Origin of the sequence: Bradyrhizobium sp. HKCCYLRH3061 (assembly GCF_051168015.1) — a bacterium.
Classification (GTDB): Bacteria; Pseudomonadota; Alphaproteobacteria; order Rhizobiales; family Xanthobacteraceae; genus Bradyrhizobium.
This window is the reverse complement of record NZ_JBNPUE010000021.1, coordinates 37485-56209: the sequence shown is the minus strand read 5'-3', so window position 1 is coordinate 56209 and position 18725 is coordinate 37485. Positions and strand designations below refer to the sequence as shown.

Below are 18725 nucleotides of genomic sequence, written 5' to 3'. Positions count from 1 at the left end.
ATCCCTCGTGATGCCCCGGCTCTCATGACAAGCCCCGCCTGCGAGCGCAAGAACAACCAGGACGACGACAGCGATGACGACATATCTGAGCCGGCTGCGGATCCGGTTCGAGCCGGTGCTCCGGCGCGGCTTCCACCTCTATTGGCGCTTCGCGCGCGGCATGACGCTGGGCGTCCGCGGCGTGGTGCTGGATGCCGAGAACCGCGTGTTCCTGGTCCGGCATGGCTATGTCTCGGGCTGGCACCTGCCGGGCGGCGGCGTCGAGGTCGGCGAGACATTCATCGAGGCGCTGACGCGGGAGCTGTTCGAGGAGGGCCGGATCGCGCTCGAAGGCGAGCCGGAGCTGCACGGCATCTTCCTCAACAGCCACGTCTCGCCGCGCGACCACGTCGCCGTCTTCGTTATCAAAAGGTTCACGCAGGACCGGCCGCCGGAGCCGAACCTCGAAATCGTGGAGACCGGCTTCTTCGCACGCGACGCGCTGCCGGAGGGAACCACGCTCGGCACGCAATCCCGCCTGCGCGAGGTGCTGGACGGCGTTAAGGTCATTCCCACCTGGCGGCCGGAACAGCGCGTTGTCGCCGGATCATTATGAATTTCTGCACCGAATGAGGGCAGTCTCCCGTCCCTGGGGGAGAGGGGTCGATGAGTTCAGCTTCGATGCGGATCGCCGTGCTGGTGCCCTGCTACAATGAGGAGGCCGCGGTCGCCACCGTGGTCCGCGATTTCAAGCAGGCGCTGCCGACGGCCACCGTCTACGTCTATGACAACAATTCCAAGGACCGCACCATCGAGGTCGCGCGCGCGGCCGGCGCCGAGGTGCGCAGCGAGCGGCGGCAGGGCAAGGGCCATGTCGTCCGGCGCATGTTCGCCGATGTCGATGCCGACATCTACGTGCTGGTCGATGGTGACGCGACCTATGACGCGCCGAGCGCGCCCGGCATGATCGCGCGTCTCGTGAGCGAGCGGCTCGACATGGTGGTGGGCCTGCGGGTCGACCAGGAGCAGGCCGCCTACCGCATGGGCCATCGCACCGGCAACTGGATGCTGACGAGCTTCCTTGCCGAGGTGTTCGGCCAGGCCTTCAAGGACATCCTGTCCGGCTACCGCGTGTTCTCGCGCCGCTTCGTCAAATCCTTCCCCGTCCTCTCCGACGGATTCGAGATCGAGACCGAGCTGACCGTGCATGCGCTGGAGCTGGCGCTGCCGGTCGCCGAGCTCGCGACGCCATACTACGCGCGGCCCGAAGGCTCCGTCTCCAAGCTCAACACCTGGCGCGACGGCTTCCGCATCCTCGGCACGATCCTGAAGCTGTATCGCTCGGAGAAGCCGCTGCGCTTTTTCAGCGCTATCGGCATCTTCCTCGCGCTGGTCTCGATCGGCTTCGCGATTCCCATCTTCGTCACCTATATCGAGACCGGGCTGGTGCCGCGGCTGCCGACCGCCGTGCTGTCGATGGGCCTGATGATCATGGCGCTGCTGTCGGCCTCCTCGGGCCTCGTGCTCGACACCGTCACCCGCGGCCGCCGCGAGATGAAGCTGCTCGCGTACCTGTCACACGCCCCGATCGAGGGCTGATGCGGGCGAGAGCTTGTGTCCATCCGCCGTTCCGGTCATGGTTCGGGCGTCACCGTCCCGAACGAGAACACCGCCTCCATGCCCATCCTGAACAGCATCGCCGCGCTCACCGACGACATGGCCGCCTGGCGCCATGATTTCCATGAACATCCCGAGCTGATGTACGAGGTGCACCGCACCGCCGGCATCGTCGCCGAGCGCTTGCGCGAATTCGGTTGTGACGAGGTGGTGACCGGCATCGGACGCACCGGCGTGGTCGGTGTCATCCGCGGCCGTCGGACCAGCTCAGGTCGCACCATTGGCCTGCGCGCCGACATGGACGCCCTGCCGATCGAGGAAGCCTCGGGCGTGCCCTATGCGTCGAAGACGCCGGGCCTGATGCATGCCTGCGGCCATGACGGCCACACCGCGATGCTGCTCGGCGCCGCGAAGCATCTCGCCGACACCCGCAATTTCGACGGCACGGCGATCGTGATCTTCCAGCCGGCCGAGGAGGGCGGCGCCGGCGGCAAGGCGATGGTCGACGATGGGCTGATGACCCGCTGGGGCATCCAGGAGGTCTACGGCCTGCACAACGCGCCGGGCGTGCCCGAAGGCGTCTTCGCGCTGCGGCCGGGCCCGATGCTGGCGTCGTCGGACCAGCTCGAGATCACCGTCCGCGGCAAGGGCGGGCATGCCGGTGCCGGGGTCCACAAGGCGGTCGACAGCGTGCTGATCGCGGCGCACATCATCACCGCGCTGCAGTCGATCGTGTCGCGCAACGTCGATCCGATCAAGTCGGCGGTCATCTCGATCTGCGTCGTCGAGGCCGGCACGGCGATGAACGTCATTCCGGAGACCGTCGAACTGAAGGGGACCGTGCGCACGCTCGATCCCGAGGTGCAGGACCTGGTGGAGCGCCGCATTGCCGAGGTCGCCGACGGCATCGCCCGCACCTATGGCGGTGAGGCGACGACGAAATACACGCGGCTCTACCCGATTACGATGAACCATGCGCGCGAGACCGGGGTCGCCGCCGATGTCGCCCGCGACGTCGTCGGTGCGGAGCGGGTGGTCGACAATGCGCCGCCGCTGATGGGCGCCGAGGACTTCGCCTTCATGCTGCAGGCCCGCCCCGGCGCCTTCGTCTTCCTCGGCATGGGCGACGGCAAGGACTGCCACCATCCGGCCTATCGCTTCAACGACAACATCCTCGGCCATGGCGCCTCCTATTGGGTGCGGCTGGTCGAGAAGACGATGCCGACAGATTGATGCCGGTCGCGCGGCTTTAGCTGCGAGCCGTCGCCTGCAATGACCGTTGGCGCCAATGCCGCGGGCTGCAGCCGGTCCAGCGCGAGAACGCGCGGGAGAAGGCTGAGGCTTCGGAATAGCCGAGCAGGAAGGCGACGTCGCCGAGCGGCAGATGCGCTTGGCGCAGATAGTGGCGGGCGAGGTCGAGCCGCGTCGCCTCGACCAGGTCGGAGAAGGTGGCGCCGAACTCGGCAAGCCGGCGCTGCAACGTCCACGACGTTGTCGACAGCGCATCGGCGACCTCCTCGAGATGAAGCGCGCCGGCCGACAACCGCCGCCGGATCTCGCCACGGACCAGATCGAGGAACGCCGGCGTGCCGCAGGAGCCGGCGACACCGGCAAGATCCGTCGTCAGCCGCTGCAGGCGTGGAAGATCCGCCCCCGGCATCGCCCGGTCCAGGCCGCGATCGCGAAACACCAGCGCATTGGTGCCTTGCGACCAGCCGACGTCGGCATCGAAGGCTGCCTCATGATCGCGCCAGGCCGCCGGCCGGGCGTGTTCGAACAGCACCATGTCAGGCGCCCAGCCCGATGGCAGGCACGCACGGAAGACGTTCGCGAACATGCCCATGGTCAATTCGGCATCCTGCCGGCGATCGACGATCGAGCCGTCGAGAATGCGATATTCGAGCCGCAGCAAGCCGTCGTGGCGCGTCAGGCGGGTTTCGGTCGCCTGCTGATGCCAGGGAAACCACAGCGCGAGATGCTCGATCGCCGAGCCCAGCGTCGGCGCCGCCAGCGCGATCTCGCCGATCAGGCCGAGCATCCGCGGCTGGTAGCGTTGGCCGAACCAAAGGCCGAAATTGTCGTTGCCGGTCTCCTGTGCGGCGTCTTCCATCATCGCGACATAGTCGGCGAGGTCGAGCGCGCGGCGGGTCTCGCCGAGGCAGCTGGCATCGATGCCGATCCGCTCGAACACCGCTTCCGGACGGCCGCCTGTCTGGGCGATGAAATCAGCGACGCCGGTGGCCGCGGCGGCCAGAATGTTGCGGCTCCGATCGCGCGGATGCTGGCTTTCGGCTGTCGGATGCTGTGCCATGAAATCCTCACCTTTGAGGAAATGCGCCGTTGTTTCACACCTCGTAGTTATGCAAGTCACGTGCCTGCCGGAGCGGCCATTCATGACCCCTCCGCGCAAGCACATGGCGCGGAGGGTCCTCGATCGAGACTGTCGCGATCCGGCCGGATCAGTCGGCCATGGCGCGGGCTTCGGTCAAGGCGATGTCGAGCAGGCTGTCGTTCGCCGCCATGCTGCGCTTGCCGGCGGTCAGACGATAGAGCAGCAGGCCGGCCGCGAACAGCACCACGAAGGCCGCGAACACCTGCAGATTGAACCAAATCATCGTGAGCAGCGAGAGCGTCGCACAGACCAGCGCCACGGCCGGAAGCACGGGATAGATTGGCGCCTTGAACGGCCTGATGAGATGGGGCTCGGTGGCCCGCAGGCGGAAGAGAGCGGCCATGCTCATGATGTACATCACGAGCGCGCCGAATACGCTCATCGTCACGATGTTCGCCGTCAGCGTCTGTCCGGCGAACTGGATGAGCTCGTCGGAGTAGATCGCGGCGATGCCGATCACGCCGCCGGCAAGGATGGCCCAATGCGGCGTGCGGCAGGTCGGATGCAACGCGGCGAGCTTCGCCGGCAGAAAGCCGGCGCGCGACAGCGCGAAGATCTGCCGCGAGTAGCCCATGATGATGCCGTGGAACGAGGCGATCAGTCCGAACAGGCCGATCCACACCAGCATGTGCAGCCAGCCGGAGTTCTCGCCGACCACGATCTTCATCGCCTGCGGCAGCGGATCATTGATGTTGGCGAGCTTCGACCAGTCGCCGACGCCGCCGGCCATGATCATGGTGCCGAAGGCGAGCACGACGAGCGTTAGAATCCCCGCGATGTAGGCGAGCGGAATCGTCTTGGTCGGATTCTTGGTCTCTTCCGCGGCCATGGCGGCGCCTTCGATCGCCAGGAAGAACCAGATCGCGAACGGGATCGCGGCGACGATGCCGCCGATGCTCGCCAGCGAGAATGAATTCTCGCCGGCCCAGCCGTTGGCGGCGAAATTGGCGAAGGAGAAGCCGGGCGACACGACGCCCATGAACACCAGGAGCTCGGCGATCGCCAGCACGGTGACGAACAGCTCGAATGTTGCGGCGATCGATACGCCTGCGATGTTGAGGGCCATGAACACCAGATATGCGCCGAGCGCGGCGGTCTTGGGCGACAGCGCCGGAAACTGGACGTTGAGATAGGCGCCGATGGCGAGCGCGATGGCAGGCGGTGCGAACACGAACTCGATCAGCGTCGCGAAGCCGGCGACGAAGCCGCCGAGCGGGCCGAAGGCTCGGTAGGAATAGGCAAACGGACCGCCGGCATGGGGGATCGCGGTGGTGAGCTCGGTGAAGGAGAAGATGAAGGTCGTATACATCACCGCGATGAAGATCGTGGTGATGAGGAAGCCGAGCGTGCCGGCCTTGTCCCAGCCGTAGCTCCAGCCGAAATATTCGCCGGAGATCACCAGCCCGACCGCGATGCCCCACAGATGGAGTCCGGTCAGGCTCTTCGAAAGCGTCGGCTTGGCCTCGTCACTCATGTCCATTCGCTCCTGTCGGCTTGTGATGGGTGATTTGTGTTGTTGGTTGTGTCGTCGCGATCGCGGCGTCCGGCGCCGCCTCCTTGAGGCCGATGCCGGTGACGCCGATCCGCAGCGCCTCGCGCACCAGCCAGGCCAGCTTGTCGGCGGCGCGCTCGGCGGAGAGCCCGTGGCCGTGAATGTTGGACATGCAGTTGCGGGCGCTGTCGCGCAGGCCCGGGGCCGGGTGCAGCGTCAGATACACACCGAGGGAATCCGCGGCCGACAGACCCGGACGCTCGCCGATCAGGACCGCCACAAGCCGTGCGCGCATCGCGGCGCCGACATCGTCACCCAGCGCCACGCGCGCCTGCGAAGCCAGCACGATCGGGCCGATGGACAGGCCTGTCAGACGCGCCTCGGTGGCGATCACGACAGCGGCGGCATGGCTTTCGACCGCATCCGCCGACAGCCCGTCGGCAATGATGAAGACGAGATCGTATGGGCCTGATGGCAGCCGCGACGCTTCGCCCGTGGCGAGACGGCGGCCAAGATCTGGCCGGCGCAGATAGCTGGCGCGGTCCGGTGCTGCGCTCGCGACCTTGATCACCTCGCGCGGCGCGAGCGCGCCGGCGATGCCGTCGAAATCGACCTTGCCCCATACGGCATCGCGCGCGCGCGCATGCGCCATCTGGAATTCCAGCTTCGCCGCCGTCGGAAGCCCGTCGCCGGCGCGGCCGAGCGCGACGCGGGCACGCGTCATCCTGCGCAGCAGGTCGAACGGATCGTCCCTCATGCCCGCGCCCCCTGGCCGATCAGCCGGGCTACGGAAGGCGCGCTGCCCGGCAATGGCGGCACGCGGCCGCTGTGGTCGAGGAGACCCATCCGCGCCAGCCACGCCTCGAACTCCGGCGCCGGGCGGCGGCCGAGCAGATGCCGCAGCCGCATCACGTCGTGATGCGACAGGCTCTGATAGTTGAGCATGATGTCGTCGGCGCCGGGCACCGCGATCAGGAAGTTGACGTTCGCCGCCGCAAGCAGCAGCGCCAGGTCGTCCATGTCGTCCTGATCGGCTTCGGCATGGTTGGTGTAGCAGACATCGCAGCCCATCGGCACGCCGAGCAGCTTGGCGCAGAAATGATCCTCGAGGCCGGCGCGGATGATCTCCTTCGCGTCGTAGAGATATTCAGGACCGATGAAGCCGACGACGGTGTTGACCAGCAGTGGCGAGAAGGCGCGCGCGACGGCATAGGCGCGGGCCTCGACGGTCTGCTGATCGAGGCCGTGATGCGCATCGGCGGACAGGGCCGCGCCTTGGCCGGTCTCGAAATACATGACGTTGTTGCCGACCGTGCCGCGCTTCAGTGACAAGGCTGCGTCATGCGCCTCGGCCAGCAGCTTCAGGGTCACACCGAAGCCGGCATTGGCCGCCTCGGTGCCGGCGATCGACTGGAAGACGAGATCGAGCGGCGCGCCTTTCTCGATCGCCTGGATCGAGGTCGTGACGTGGCTCAGCACGCAGGACTGCGTCGGCACCTCGAATTTGAGCCTGAGATCATCGAGCATCGTGAGCAGGCGGATGCAGGCCTCGACATTGTCGGTCGCGGGATTGATGCCGATCACGGCATCGCCCATGCCGAACAGCAGGCCGTCGAGCGTGCCGGCGGCGATCGCCTGGGGATCGTCGGTCGGATCGTTCGGCTGCAGCCGCGACGACAGCCGCCCCTCCAGGCCGATCGTGGAGCGGAAGCGGGTCACGACCCGGCATTTGGCGGCGACGGCGACGAGATCGCCATTGCCGCAGAGCTTGGAGACCGCGGCCACCATCTCCGGCGTCAGTCCCGGCGCGAGGGCGGCCAGCCGGCCGGCATCCGCCTCCCAGGACATCAGCCATTCGCGCAATTCGCCGACGGTCAGCGATGCGACGGGCGCGAATGCGGCGGCATCGTGGCTGTCGAGGATGAGGCGCGTGACCTCGTCGCTCTCATAGGGAATCAGCGGCTCGTCGAGGAAACGCCGCAGCGGCACGTCGGCGAGCGCCATCCGCGCTGCAACCCGCCGCGCGGCACTGTCGGCTGCGATGCCAGCCAGCTCATCGCCGGACCGGCGCGGCGAGGCGCAGGCCAGCAGCGTCTTGAGATCATCGAACACATGAGTTTCGCCGCGATGGCGCGACCTGAACGCACCCGTCATCTTCGACCTGCTGCTCGTGTTGCGTCAGAGCGGTCCAAGCGGCCGCGACGGCGACCACAACGCTCATGACCTGGGACAGGTTAAGCGAGGGCAGCTCCGGAAACTTGACATCTTAGCACAATCTTCGGTCATGCCGCGCGAATGCTCAGAAAATTAGCATCGGTGCCCCCCGGAGCAGGAGAATGCTGTCAACACGTGGACGGCCCGCCCATGGACCGCGCCGCTCCAGAATGCTATCTCGCCACCCCACATGAGTGACCTGTCCATTACGATCTCCGCCGAAAAGCCGGGCGACGCGCAGGCGATCGAGCGGCTGCATGAGCGCACCTTCGGCCCCGGCCGCTTCGTGCTGAGCGCCTACCGCTTACGCGAGCATGTCGATCATCTGCTCGCATTGTCGTTCACCGCTCATATCGGCACTTTGCTGGTCGGCTCGGTGCGGCAACTGCCGATCTGCGTCGGCGACACCAAGGCGCTGATGCTCGGGCCGCTGACGGTCGAGCCGCCGTTCCGCAAGCACGGCATCGGCCGCATGCTGATGGAGCGTTCGGTCGCGGACGCGCGGGCGCAGGGCCACCGCTTGATACTGCTGGTGGGGGACGCGGCCTACTACACGCGCGTCGGCTTCAAGCCGGTGCCGAAGGGCAGGGCGATCATGCCGGGACCGGTGGACTACAACCGGCTGTTGGTGAACGAGCTGATCGAGGGCGCGTTCGAGGGCGTCGAGGGCGCGATCCGGCCCGATTGGGATTACGCGCGCTGACGTTTTCCGTCATTGCGAGCGAAGCGACGCAACCCAGACTCCCGACGGAAATCTGGATTGCTTCGTCGCTTCGGTCCTCGCAATGACGACGGGGAGCGCAGGTTGCTTTCCTCCACGCCCCACCGAATTCGCAATCAGAACTTCAGATTGGCGAAGATCCGCACGCCGATGCCGGGCAGCAGCACCTCGTCCTTGGTGTAGGAGACCGAGTTGCGGATCTTCTCGTTGAGCAGATTGTTGCCGACGAGGCCGACCAGCATCTCGCGCGCGCCGAACATGTTCGGGTTGAGCTTGGTCCGGTAGCTGACCTCGGCCTTGAGCAGGTTGTAGCCTGGCGTCGGCGTCTCCGCGATCGGCGCGATATCGTTCTGCGCGAAGGCGTGCAGCAGATTGATGCGGGTCAGCCAGTTGGCGTCGCGCCAGAACAGGCCGCCGCCGACGCGCATCGACGGAATCCGCGGCACATTGGTGCCGTCCGCGAAGGTGGCGCGGACGACGTCGAACTGGTTCTCGATGCCCCAGATGCCGGTGCCGAGCGAAGCGACATCGAACTGGCTCTGGAACTCGAAGCCGCGGAACAGCGCGTTGCGCTGCGAGTAGACCGCCTGGTTCAGCTCGGTGCCGGTGGTGCCGCAGGAGGCAAAATCGTCGCCGCACATCACGCCGGTCAGCCGCCGATAGATGAAGTTGCTGAACTGCGTGTAGTAGGCGGTGGCCTCGAAGCGGAAAGGGCCGGTGGCCTTGCGCAGTCCGGCCTCGACGGTTTTGGCCGTCTCGATGGTCAGGTTCGGATTGCCGATGTCGAAGGTTGCGGTCGCATCATGGCCGCCGCGCGAGAACAGCTCGGCTGGCTTCGGCGCGCGCTCGACATATTGCGCGGTGACGCTCGCCACGAGATCGCCCGGCAGGTTCTGCAACAGGCCGACGCTCGCGCTCTTCGGCGTGTACGACGGATTGCGGGCGATGTTGGCCTGTGGCGTGCCGTCCGGCAGATAGTCGACCGGGAAGTTCGGCGTGGAGCCGTTCAATGAGACGTGCTCGATGCGGGCTGCGACCTGCGCCTTGGTCGCCGGTGTGAAGGCGAACTCGTTGAAGACGTAGCCGGCGACGCGGTTGTTGGTGTTGGGGCCGAACAGTCCGTTGAACACCGAGCCGGGATTGTCGGGGCTCGGCGCATTCAGCTCCTGGTGTCCGGCCTGCACGCCGTAGGCGGTCGTGAGCGTCGCGAAGCGCAGATTGACTGGCATCATCTGCATCTCGACGCGCGCTTCCTGCTCGCGATTGGTGAAGGTCTGCCGCACGCCGTCGGTGGTCGGATCGGTGACATCGGCGAGACCGATCTCGTTGTGCCGATAGTCGGTCGCACCGGCCCAGAAGCGGATGGCATCGATCGCCGCGGAGTCCGGGCGGTACTCGCCCTTGGCGGTGATCTTGGTCTGGTGCGCGTCGATCCGGGTCCGGCTGTCGGCGCCGTCGATGCCGGGGATATGGTAGAGCGCATCGGTCTGCGTGATCGCAGCGCCGACGAAGCCGCCTGAGAAGAAGTAGCTGCCGCCGAGCGAGGCGCCATCGTTCTGCACGGCGGAGTTCGGCTGCCGGCCGTTCACCGGGCGGGTCTGGTCGAACAGATAGGGGTAGCCGGGAATGGAGTAGTCGCCGGTCTTGCGGCCGTAGGCATCGGCATGGACAGCGAAATTGCCGCCGCCGGCATCGAGCAGCACGCCGCCCTCGACGCCGCGATCGACCGAGCTGAACGAGGTGCGCGTTTCCGCGGTGACGCAAGGCGCGCTGCCCGCGGCTGGCGCGCTCGCCGGCAGGCCATAGGTCTGGAACGGCGCCGTCGCGCAGCTCGGCAGCGCGCTGGGAATGCGATTGTTGGTGGCGCTGACGACGCCGCCGATCGAAGTCGAGCCGTAGCGTAGCGCTGCGGGGCCGCGGACGACCTCGATCTGGTCGCTGGTGAGTGGATCGATCGGCACGAAATGATCTTCGCCGAGATCGGACGCACCGCCACCGCCGATGCCGTTCTCGACGATGCCGACGCGGTTGACGTCGAGGCCGCGGATGATCGGCCGGCTCGATGCGCCCGGCGCGAAGCTCGAGCCGGTGATGCCCGGCTTGGAATTCAGGAGATCGCCGAGCGTTGCCGCGCCGGAGCGGCGCAGCTCCTCATTCGGCACCACCGTGACGGTCGCGAACTGGTCGGTGATGATGGGCGTTACGCCCTGCTGCGGCGGGGGCGGCGCGGTCTGGGCCTCGCGCGCGGGCGCCGGCGTGCGTGGGCCGCTGCGCGCCACGCGCGCGGTGGGATTGGGCCGCGGCACCACCGGCTTGCGGGCACGGATCGGGCTCGGTGCGGTCACTGTGACCTCGGGCAGTTCGGCCGCCGGCTTCGCCGGATCGTCAGCGCGCGCGGGCGCACCCAAAACGCACAACAAGGCTGCGGCGCTGCAGCCCGACATCAAGGCTCTCGACAACATCTTTCAATTCCTGATCCTGATCAGGCGTCCCACGTCTTTCGTTGCTGGCGGGATGCGCCTGCCGTCGGGTTGCGACGGACCCATTCCTGCACGCGGCCGCCGTGCGCTCGCGCAGCGGGGCAGTGTTTCGAGCGGCTCAGATCAGGCGGTGGGAGGAGCGCGCGGCTGGAAGGCGGTGTCGACGACGACGGCCGCGACAGTGGCGGTGATCGCATCGGGCAGCCGGAATGCGACCGCTTCAGGAGGCGTCAGAACGGGCGCCGGTGACAGCAGGATCGACTGCGCCATCGCCATGACGGCGCAGATGGCGCAGCCGTCAGCGGATGGCTGCTGGTCGGGGTCCTGGCTTGCGGGAGAGGAGCCGGTATGGGCCTGCGCCGTCGTGAGACGGCCGCCATCCAGCGCCTGCGCGGAGAGCCAATGAACGTGGCCGAACGCGAGCGCGAATTGCAGCACCAGCGCAAACAGCGCCAGCCGCGAGACATCCTTGATGTTCGCGCGAAACCAGCTCATCGCCAGCTCTGGCTCATGTAAATCGGCCTCATGTGAATAGGCCACCCCGTTCGGCTGGGAGGATGATCAGCCGTTGTTACAATGTAACATCGCAAGGGGGCTTCCCACCTGTCAATCAGCGCACTGCGACGGCGGGTGGAATCCCCGTCGCTGTGCCCTTCGCGCCACGTCGCACGAGGCGGTGGCGCGTGCTCGTGTCGTTGTGTCAGCGACCCTCGCGCACCCAGGTGGCGGCGAGCGCGCCGAGCAGCAGCAACAGGCCGATCACGCCGGCGAACATCGGCAGCACGCCGACGCCCTTGACGACGCTGGCGTCGCGCATCCGCACGCCCATCCAGCCGTCGCCGCTGAACAGCGTCGATGACCTGACGGGGACGATGCGCGGCATGTCGATGCCGGATCCGTCGGCGATGCGGCGGGCGTCGCCGCCGGTGGCCTGTGCCAGCGGCTTCAGCGTCTCGGTGGTCGAAGTGACCTCGGAGAATTCCTTCGGATTGGTCGGGCCGACATTGATGAGCGCCTTCAAGGTGCCGTCCGTGGCCTGCCACAGGCCGAGCTCGTTGGCCGGCAAGGTCGCGCGCCATTCGCCGGGATCGCCCTGGCTCAACGTCAGCTCACGCGTCTGGCCGGACGGCGAAGTCACGGTGACCGGAGGCACGGTGTCGCCCATGGTCTGGCGGATGACGGCGAGATCCTTGCCCTGGATCTGGAGTCGCAGCGCCTCCTCATCCAGGTCAGGCTGCTGCATCAGCCAGTGCGACGTGCGTCGGAGCAGGTCGAGATGCGGACCGCCGCCCTCGTAGCCGCGCGCCCACAGCCAGATGTGGTCGGATAGCAGCAGCGCGACGCGGCCGGCGCCGAAGCGCGACAGCAGCAAGAGCGGCTTGCCGTCGGCGCCGGTCATCACCGGCGGGCTGACCGCATTGCGCGTCTCGACGGTGCGGAAGAAGCGGCTCCAGCGCGGCGGCTCGGAGCCCGAGCCTTCGAGGCCGCGCGTCACCGGATGCCGTTTGCCGGCGTCGGACAGATGCGCATAGAACGGCTTCTCGGTGACGCCAACCGGCTCGGCGGGCAGCACCGAGTCGAGCGGTGTGCGCCAGATGCTGGTGTTGGAGGCGTAGTCCGGGCCGGCCGAGACCAGCACCGCGCCGCCATTGCGCACGTAGCGCGCGATGTTGTCGAAATAGGCGACCGGCAGCACGCCCTGGCGGGCATAGCGGTCGAAGATGATCAGCTGGAATTCGTTGATCTTCTGCTGAAACAGCTCGCGGGTCGGAAACGCGATCAGCGACAGCTCGTTGATCGGGGTGCCGTCCTGCTTCTCCGGTGGCCGGAGGATCGTGAAGTGGACGAGATCGATGCTGGCGTCTGACTTCAACAGGTTGCGCCAGGTACGCTCGCCCGAATGCGGCTCGCCCGACACCAGCAGCACGCGCAGCTTGTCGCGGACGCCATCGATCGAGACCACCGCGCGGTTGTTGACGAGGGTCAGCTCGTTGTCGAGCGGCGAGGCTTCGATCTCGACGATGTTCTGACCTTCGTGCTTGACGTCGACGTCGACATTGGCAGCCTGGCCGCTGGTCAAGGTGCGCTCGCTGATGACCTCGCCGTCGCGGCGGATCACGACCTTCGCGCTGGCGCCCGCGATGCCCTGATCATCGAGCCGGAAGCTGATGGTCTGGGGCTGGCCGACGATGCCGAAACGAGGGGCCGCGGTGATCGCGACGCGGCGGTCACGCTCGGCCTTCTGGCCCGTGATCAGGGCCTGCAGCGGAGCCTGGAAGCCGAGCGCGGCGAGGTTGCCGGGAATGTCGTGCACGCGGCCATCAGTGATCATGAAGGCGCCCGCGACCCGATCGACGGGGACGTCCGACAGGGCCGATGTCAGCGCGCTGAACAGATGCGTGCCGTCGGTCTCGCCGTCGGCCTGGCCGGCATCGACCACGCGGACCTCGAGGCCCTTGATCTTCTTCAGGCTGTCGACCAGCGACTCCTGGGCCGCCTGGGTCTGCTTGTTGCGGTCACCGAAATTCTGGCTCGGGCTCTTGTCGACCACGACGGCGGCGACCGAGCTCAGCGGCTCGCGGTCCTCGCGCGTGAACTGCGGATTGGCCAGTGCGAGCGCGATCAAGGCCAGCGCGGTGACGCGGATCCAGGCCGAACGCGAGCGGCCGAGCAACAGCAGCGCGGCGATGACGACGATCGCGCCGATCGCGAGCCACAGCACGATCGGCGGGACCAGAGGTGTGAACGCGATGCCGTAGTTCATGAGGCAAACTCGCAGTTGTCGTCATGCCCGGCCTCGTGCCGGGCATCCACGTCGCGCAGCGTGCGCCGCTGGTCGTGGATGGCCGGGGCAAGCCCGGCCATGACGGCTATGGGTTTGGCGCGACCTTCGCGCACAGCTAATTTCATTGCCCGAGCCGTTCGATCAGCGCCGGCGCGTGCACCTGATCCGCCTTGTAGTTTCCGGTCAGCGTGTACATCACGATGTTGACGCCGGCGCGGAAGGCGAATTCGCGCTGCCGCGGCTCGCCGGGAACCATCGGCAGCATGGCCTGGCCGTCGGGGCGGATCGCCCAGGCACCGGCCAGATCGTTTGAGGTAATGATGATCGGCGAGACGCCGTCGCCGCCGCGCGCCGGGCGCGAGGCGCTGTCCTCGTCCTCGTCCTTCGGCAACGCCTCGACCCAGGTCTGCCCCGTGGTGAAGCGGCCGGGGAAGTCGCGCAGCAGGTAGAACGTCTTGGTCAGCACGTGCTCGCGCGGCACCGGCTCGAGCTCGGGCACATCGAGCGACGACAGGATCTCGCGCAGCGACTGCATGCCCGGGGTCTGCTGCGCGCCGTTCTCGCCGGGGGGCGCCTCGACCGCGTCGCGGGTATCGAAGATCACCGTGCCGCCCTGCTTCATGTAGGCATCGATCTTGTTGATCGCGTCTTGCGGCGGCTTCGGCACGCCCGGCACGATCGGCCAGTAGATCAGCGGGAAGAAGGCAAGCTCGTCATGGGCGGGATCGATGCCGACGGGATCGCCGGCTTCGAGCGCGGTCCGCTGCGCCAGGAACAAGGTCAGTCCGGTCAGTCCGGCCTTGACGATGGAATCGACGTCGGCATTGCCGGTCACGACATAGGCAAGTCGCGTCTGCGACACCGCGCGCATCGCGAAATCATCGCTTGCCGCATCGGCGCGCGCGGTGGTCGGCATTGCGACGGCGAGCAGGGCACCGGTTGCAAGCACCGCAAGCGCGATGGAGGCGGGTGCTGCACGTCGCCGCCGTGCGAGCGAGGCCAGCGCGCCGCCGAGGAGAGCGACGATGACCGCGTCGATCAGGAAAAGCAGCAGTGCGGTCGACAGCAGGATGCCCCGGAGATCGCGCGGCTCGGCGGTGGTGTAGCTGGCGCGGTTGGCGCGCAGCGCCGACGTGTCGAGCTGAAGAATGCGATCGGCGGGGCTCAGCGTGTTCACTGCGGTGGGTCCCTCGGCTGGGCCATAGAATCCGGGCGGATGATCCAGCGAAGCCCGGTCGTTGAAATCGGCCGGCAGCGGCTTGGCGGTCGAAGGCGGCGGTCCGAAGGCGCCGAAGCCGTCGAGGATGTGCAGCGGCGCCAGCGTGGCCTTGGCGGTCTCGCCGGCGGGACCCGGTCCCGGCGTCGAGGTGTAGCCGGACATGTCGACGATGCGGCGGAGCATCTCGACCATCGCGCCGGACATCGGCAAATCGGACCAGCGCATGTCTGCGCTGACGTGGAACAGCGCGATCACGCCTTTGCCGCGATGCTCGCCGGTGACGAGCGGCGTGCCGTCCTCCAGCGATGCCCAGCTCTTGGTCGCCAGCACGGCGTCGGGCTCGGCGAGGACCTGGCGGTTGACGGTGACGTCCTTCGGGACGGTGATGCCGGCGAACGGACCGTCGGCGGCGAACGCGGCCAGGTGCTGCGGCTTCTCCCATGTCAGGCTGCCACCCAGGGTGCGGCCGCCGCGGCGCAGCTTCACCGGCACGAGGTCGTCGTCGCCCTGCGCCAGGCGCGGACCGGCGAAGCGCACCAGCACGCCGCCATTCTCGATCCAGTCGTTGAGACGGTCGCGCAGCTCGGGCGACAGCGTGCCGACGTCGGCCATCACGATCATCGGCACCTTCTGGTCGAGGAACTGCGTGATGACCTGCTGCGGGGCGCCGCGATCGCCGAGCCTGAGATCGGCGAACGGCGAGAGCGCCCGGGTGAGATAGAAGGTCGGGGCGAGCAGCGGCTGCGCGGTGTCGCTGGTGGCGCCGGAGACGATGCCGACGGCGCGGCGGCGCCAGCGCTTGTCGAGCAACTGCACGGCGCCGGCCGAGCGCTCGCCCGCGATCTCGAGCCGGGTGATGTCGTTGCGCAGCTCGACCGGCAGGTCGAAGCTCGCCTCGGCGTCGTGCGCGCCGGCGGCAAAGCTGAATTGTGCCTCGCCGAGCGGCGAGCCCTTGGCATCGAGCGCGCGGACGATGCCGCCGGGAACGGAGAGATCGGCGCGCAGCACCTTCACGGTCATCTTGGCGGCGGCGTTCTCAGCACCGGCGAGCGCCAGCGGCGAGGGCGTGCCGCCTTCGAACACCGTCAGGCTGCGGTCGCCGATGGTCTTGGCGAGACCGGTCACGAATTCGCTGCCGCGGCCGGGATCGACGCCGTCTGAGAACCACATGATCTCGGCATCGCCGGTCGCTTTCAGGAAGCGATTGAGCTGCGGCAGCGCATCGGCGCGCTCGGTCGTGTAGGCCTTGGGCGCGATCTGGCGCAGCGCGACGCGCGCCGCGCCGGCCGGCATCAAGGTGAGGTCACGCGCGGGCTCCGACAGCGGCAGCAGCGCGACGCCGCGGCGGTCGGCATCGGCATTGGCGATGATCTCGTCGGCGGCCCTGATGCGGGTGTCCCAGCTTGCGGCTGCGCTCCAGCTGTCGTCGAGCAGCAGCACCAGCGGCGCCTTGCTGCCGACGGCCTCGGTGCGCGGATTCCAGATCGGACCGGCCGCGGCGAAGATCACCAGCGCCGCCGCGATCAGCCGCAGCAGGGTCAGCCACCAGGGCGAGCGCGACGGTGTCTCTTCCTTGGGCGTGATGTCGAACAGGAGGCGGGTCGGCGGAAACTCGATCCGGCGCGGCCGCGGCGGCATCACCCGCAGCAGCCACCACAGCACCGGCAGGCTGACGAGGCCCGTCAGCAGCAGCGGCTCGGCGAACGACAGCGGCAGGCCCATCATGCGCCGAGCCCTCCGGGGCCAGCGCCCACTTTGACGCCGCCGCGCGCGCTGCCTTTTGCCGTGGTCATGCCGGCATGCAGGAACAGCAGCAGCTCGGCGGCCGAGCGGCTGGTGGTGTGGGTGGTGAACAGCCAGTCGAGCTTGCCGGTCTCGGCGCGGATCTGGTCGCGGTGCAGCGCCACGCGGGCGACGTAGTCCTGCGCCCAGCTCTCGGCGCGGCCCGCGGTGATCACCTCGCCGCCTTCCGGCTCGACGAACTCGACACGGCCGGAATAGGGGAAGGTCTCCTCGGCGGGATCGACCACCTGGACCATCGTGCCGTGTGCGCCCGATGCGGACAGGCCGGCCAGCATGGTGCTGATCTCCGAGATCGGCGACCAGAAGTCCGACAGCACGACGATCTCGGCGAGCGCCGAGGGGACGAAGGACGGCGGCAGGCTCGGCCTGACCGTCTCATCGTGCAGCATCGCTTGCGCGATGCGGTCGATCACGTTGCGGCTCGCGGTCGGATTGATCAGGCCGGGAATACCGACGCGCTCGCCGCCGGCGACCAGCAGCTCGGCCAGGGCGAAGGTCACGATCAGGGCGCGCTCGAGCTTGCTGTCGCGCGCGCGTTTCGACGCGAAGGCCATCGAGGGCGAGCGGTCCGGCCAGATCCACACCGTGTGCGCGGCCTCCCATTCCTGCTCGCGGACATAGAGATGGTCGTCGCGCGCCGAGCGGCGCCAGTCGACGCGCTGCGACGGCTCGCCGGAGACGAAGCGGCGGTACTGCCAGAAGCTTTCGCCGGAGCCGGCGCGACGACGGCCATGCAGACCATGGATCACGTTGGCGGCGATCTGGCGCGCTTCCAGCACGAGACGCGGCAGCGACGATGCCAGCGTCCGGCTTTCGCCATCGGCACGCCGTATCGCGAGAATTTCCTTGTCGGCGTGCCCCGTCGCTGCGGCCATCAGCCAATCCGGCTCTTCAGTTGGCGGATCACGTCCGGAATGGTGCGTCCCTCGGCGCGCGCCGGGAAGGTCAGCGCCATGCGGTGCTTGAGCACGGGCTCGGCGAGATCGAGCACGTCGTCGATCGAGGGCGCGAGGCGGCCGTCGAGCAGCGCACGGGCGCGCACCGCGAGCATCAGCGATTGGCTGGCGCGCGGACCGGGGCCCCAGGCGATCAGCTTGCCGGCGTCGCCGGCCTCGGGACCGGGACGCGCCGAGCGCACCAGCGACAGGATCGCCTCGACCACGGAATCGCCGACCGGCAGTCGCCGCACCAGGCGTTGGGCCGCGATCAACGCATCGGCCGTCATCGCGCCCTTGGCGGCACTCTCCTCGGCGCCGGTGGTCTCGAACAGGATGCGGCGCTCGGCGTCGCGATCCGGATAGTCGACGTCGATCTCCATCAGGAAGCGGTCGAGCTGCGCCTCGGGCAGCGGATAGGTTCCTTCCTGCTCGAGCGGATTCTGGGTCGCGAGCACGTGGAAGGGCTTGGGCAGGTCATGACGGGCGCCTGCAACGGTGATGTGCTGCTCCTGCATGGCTTGCAGCAAGGCCGACTGCGTGCGCGGGCTGGCGCGGTTGATCTCGTCCGCCATCAGGAGCTGCGCAAAGACCGGGCCGGCGATGAAGCGGAACGAGCGCTTGCCGCCGGCGCTCTCGTCCAGCACCTCGGCGCCCAGAATGTCCGACGGCATCAGGTCGGGCGTGAACTGGATGCGCTTAGCATCGAGGCCGAGCGTCACGCCCAGAGTCTCGACCAGCTTGGTCTTGGCGAGGCCGGGGACGCCGATCAGCAGCGCGTGGCCGCCGGACAGGATGGTCACCAGCGTGTTTTCCACCACGCGGTCCTGGCCGAAGATGACGCTGGAGATCGCATCCTTTGCCGCTCGGATCTGGCCGGAGACCTGTTCGGCCGACCGGACGATCGCATCCTCGAGCTTCTCGGCACTCTCAGCCATTTCCGTCGCTCCTTCTGCCCCGCATCTTGAACTTTCGGACGGACGTTCCGCTCCAGTTTGCCGGGGAAGCGGATGCCAATCTATGCGAAGGCGCTGTATTCGTTGAGTTAAACTATCCCCATATTATCGGCATTACGGGGTATTGACGGC

Annotated in this window: 15 protein-coding genes; 5 read left to right on the top strand and 10 right to left on the bottom strand. The window is 67.8% G+C overall.

Translation table 11 applies throughout. The features are described 5' to 3' along the window. The first annotated feature begins 73 nt into the window (after window positions 1–73). From ACQR2C_RS27855 to ACQR2C_RS27845, 3 genes are all read left to right on the top strand, one after another. A complete protein-coding gene (locus ACQR2C_RS27855) occupies window positions 74–595 on the top strand; it encodes an NUDIX domain-containing protein (RefSeq protein ID WP_434882535.1) in 522 nt (173 codons plus the stop codon). 50 nt (window positions 596–645) lie between these two features. Next, window positions 646–1578 (top strand): glycosyltransferase family 2 protein, encoded by a 933-nt coding sequence (locus tag ACQR2C_RS27850; RefSeq protein ID WP_315802761.1) that lies wholly within the window; start codon window positions 646–648, stop codon window positions 1576–1578. A 78-nt stretch (window positions 1579–1656) separates the two neighbouring features. Continuing rightward, window positions 1657–2829 carry a M20 aminoacylase family protein gene (locus tag ACQR2C_RS27845; RefSeq protein ID WP_434882534.1) on the top strand — a complete coding sequence of 391 codons (1173 nt, stop codon included), beginning with the start codon at window positions 1657–1659 and terminating at the stop codon, window positions 2827–2829. Window positions 2830–2845: 16 nt separating this feature from the next. Here ACQR2C_RS27845 and qhpR read toward each other — a convergent pair whose 3' ends face one another. The 4 genes from qhpR to ACQR2C_RS27825 form a co-directional block, all read right to left on the bottom strand. Continuing rightward, a complete protein-coding gene (gene qhpR / locus ACQR2C_RS27840; RefSeq protein ID WP_316217337.1) occupies window positions 2846–3907 on the bottom strand; it encodes an AraC-like transcriptional regulator QhpR in 1062 nt (353 codons plus the stop codon). Window positions 3908–4055: 148 nt separating this feature from the next. Then, entirely contained in the window at window positions 4056–5462 is a 1407-nt protein-coding gene (eat, locus tag ACQR2C_RS27835; RefSeq protein ID WP_315802764.1) for an ethanolamine permease, read from the bottom strand. After that, window positions 5455–6237 carry an ethanolamine ammonia-lyase subunit EutC gene (gene eutC, locus ACQR2C_RS27830; RefSeq protein ID WP_315802765.1) on the bottom strand — a complete coding sequence of 261 codons (783 nt, stop codon included), beginning with the start codon at window positions 6235–6237 and terminating at the stop codon, window positions 5455–5457. Before eutC ends, eat begins: the two co-directional genes overlap by 8 nt. Then, on the bottom strand, window positions 6234–7634 hold the full coding sequence (locus ACQR2C_RS27825) for an ethanolamine ammonia-lyase subunit EutB (RefSeq protein WP_316238493.1): 1401 nt from the start codon (window positions 7632–7634) through the stop codon (window positions 6234–6236). The genes eutC and ACQR2C_RS27825 overlap by 4 nt, the downstream gene beginning before the upstream one ends. A gap of 250 nt (window positions 7635–7884) precedes the next feature. Here ACQR2C_RS27825 and ACQR2C_RS27820 point away from each other — a divergent pair, with 250 nt between their 5' ends. Continuing rightward, window positions 7885–8397: a GNAT family N-acetyltransferase gene (locus ACQR2C_RS27820; protein ID WP_315802767.1), complete on the top strand. Its 513-nt coding sequence runs from the start codon at window positions 7885–7887 to the stop codon at window positions 8395–8397. 134 nt (window positions 8398–8531) lie between these two features. Here the strand turns inward: ACQR2C_RS27820 and ACQR2C_RS27815 are convergent, their stop codons facing one another. The 3 genes from ACQR2C_RS27815 to ACQR2C_RS27805 all read right to left on the bottom strand — a co-directional run bounded on the left by ACQR2C_RS27815 (window position 8532) and on the right by ACQR2C_RS27805 (window position 13659). After that, window positions 8532–10859, bottom strand: coding sequence for a TonB-dependent receptor domain-containing protein (locus tag ACQR2C_RS27815; protein ID WP_434882572.1), 2328 nt, complete (start codon window positions 10857–10859; stop codon window positions 8532–8534). Between the two features lie 159 nt (window positions 10860–11018). After that, the gene (locus ACQR2C_RS27810; RefSeq protein ID WP_316178114.1) at window positions 11019–11390 is read right to left on the bottom strand and encodes a DUF2946 family protein; all 372 of its coding nucleotides are present in this window, start codon (window positions 11388–11390) and stop codon (window positions 11019–11021) included. A gap of 205 nt (window positions 11391–11595) precedes the next feature. Then, window positions 11596–13659: a hypothetical protein gene (locus ACQR2C_RS27805; protein WP_316238219.1), complete on the bottom strand. Its 2064-nt coding sequence runs from the start codon at window positions 13657–13659 to the stop codon at window positions 11596–11598. A gap of 23 nt (window positions 13660–13682) precedes the next feature. On the opposite strand from ACQR2C_RS27805, the gene ACQR2C_RS27800 reads away from it, so the two are divergent. Further along, window positions 13683–13799: an ABC transporter gene (locus ACQR2C_RS27800; RefSeq protein ID WP_434882533.1), complete on the top strand. Its 117-nt coding sequence runs from the start codon at window positions 13683–13685 to the stop codon at window positions 13797–13799. 2 nt (window positions 13800–13801) lie between these two features. Here ACQR2C_RS27800 and ACQR2C_RS27795 read toward each other — a convergent pair whose 3' ends face one another. From ACQR2C_RS27795 to ACQR2C_RS27785, 3 genes are read right to left on the bottom strand one after another with little or no spacing between them, the layout of a single operon-like run. Next, window positions 13802–16624 (bottom strand): DUF4159 domain-containing protein, encoded by a 2823-nt coding sequence (locus tag ACQR2C_RS27795; RefSeq protein WP_434882532.1) that lies wholly within the window; start codon window positions 16622–16624, stop codon window positions 13802–13804. After that, window positions 16621–17577, bottom strand: a complete 957-nt coding sequence (locus tag ACQR2C_RS27790; RefSeq protein ID WP_434882531.1) for a DUF58 domain-containing protein — start codon at window positions 17575–17577, stop codon at window positions 16621–16623. Before ACQR2C_RS27790 ends, ACQR2C_RS27795 begins: the two co-directional genes overlap by 4 nt. After that, on the bottom strand, window positions 17577–18575 hold the full coding sequence (locus ACQR2C_RS27785) for an AAA family ATPase (RefSeq protein WP_316217332.1): 999 nt from the start codon (window positions 18573–18575) through the stop codon (window positions 17577–17579). The genes ACQR2C_RS27790 and ACQR2C_RS27785 overlap by 1 nt, the downstream gene beginning before the upstream one ends. Between the last annotated feature and the right edge of the window lie 150 nt (window positions 18576–18725).

Bases quoted from the DNA above. Each gene is read 5' to 3' on its own strand.
- ACQR2C_RS27820 (WP_315802767.1), top strand. From the start codon at position 7,885: ATGAGTGACCTGTCCATTACGATCTCCGCCGAAAAGCCGGGCGACGCG.
- ACQR2C_RS27855 (WP_434882535.1), top strand. From the start codon at position 74: ATGACGACATATCTGAGCCGGCTGCGGATCCGGTTCGAGCCGGTGCTC.
- ACQR2C_RS27845 (WP_434882534.1), top strand. From the start codon at position 1,657: ATGCCCATCCTGAACAGCATCGCCGCGCTCACCGACGACATGGCCGCC.
- ACQR2C_RS27805 (WP_316238219.1), bottom strand. From the start codon at position 13,659: ATGAACTACGGCATCGCGTTCACACCTCTGGTCCCGCCGATCGTGCTG.
- ACQR2C_RS27785 (WP_316217332.1), bottom strand. From the start codon at position 18,575: ATGGCTGAGAGTGCCGAGAAGCTCGAGGATGCGATCGTCCGGTCGGCC.
- eutC (WP_315802765.1), bottom strand. From the start codon at position 6,237: ATGAGGGACGATCCGTTCGACCTGCTGCGCAGGATGACGCGTGCCCGC.
- ACQR2C_RS27810 (WP_316178114.1), bottom strand. From the start codon at position 11,390: ATGAGCTGGTTTCGCGCGAACATCAAGGATGTCTCGCGGCTGGCGCTG.
- ACQR2C_RS27850 (WP_315802761.1), top strand. From the start codon at position 646: ATGAGTTCAGCTTCGATGCGGATCGCCGTGCTGGTGCCCTGCTACAAT.
- ACQR2C_RS27790 (WP_434882531.1), bottom strand. From the start codon at position 17,577: ATGGCCGCAGCGACGGGGCACGCCGACAAGGAAATTCTCGCGATACGG.
- eat (WP_315802764.1), bottom strand. From the start codon at position 5,462: ATGAGTGACGAGGCCAAGCCGACGCTTTCGAAGAGCCTGACCGGACTC.
- ACQR2C_RS27825 (WP_316238493.1), bottom strand. From the start codon at position 7,634: ATGACGGGTGCGTTCAGGTCGCGCCATCGCGGCGAAACTCATGTGTTC.
- qhpR (WP_316217337.1), bottom strand. From the start codon at position 3,907: ATGGCACAGCATCCGACAGCCGAAAGCCAGCATCCGCGCGATCGGAGC.
- ACQR2C_RS27815 (WP_434882572.1), bottom strand. From the start codon at position 10,859: ATGTCGGGCTGCAGCGCCGCAGCCTTGTTGTGCGTTTTGGGTGCGCCC.
- ACQR2C_RS27795 (WP_434882532.1), bottom strand. From the start codon at position 16,624: ATGATGGGCCTGCCGCTGTCGTTCGCCGAGCCGCTGCTGCTGACGGGC.
- ACQR2C_RS27800 (WP_434882533.1), top strand. From the start codon at position 13,683: ATGCCCGGCCTCGTGCCGGGCATCCACGTCGCGCAGCGTGCGCCGCTG.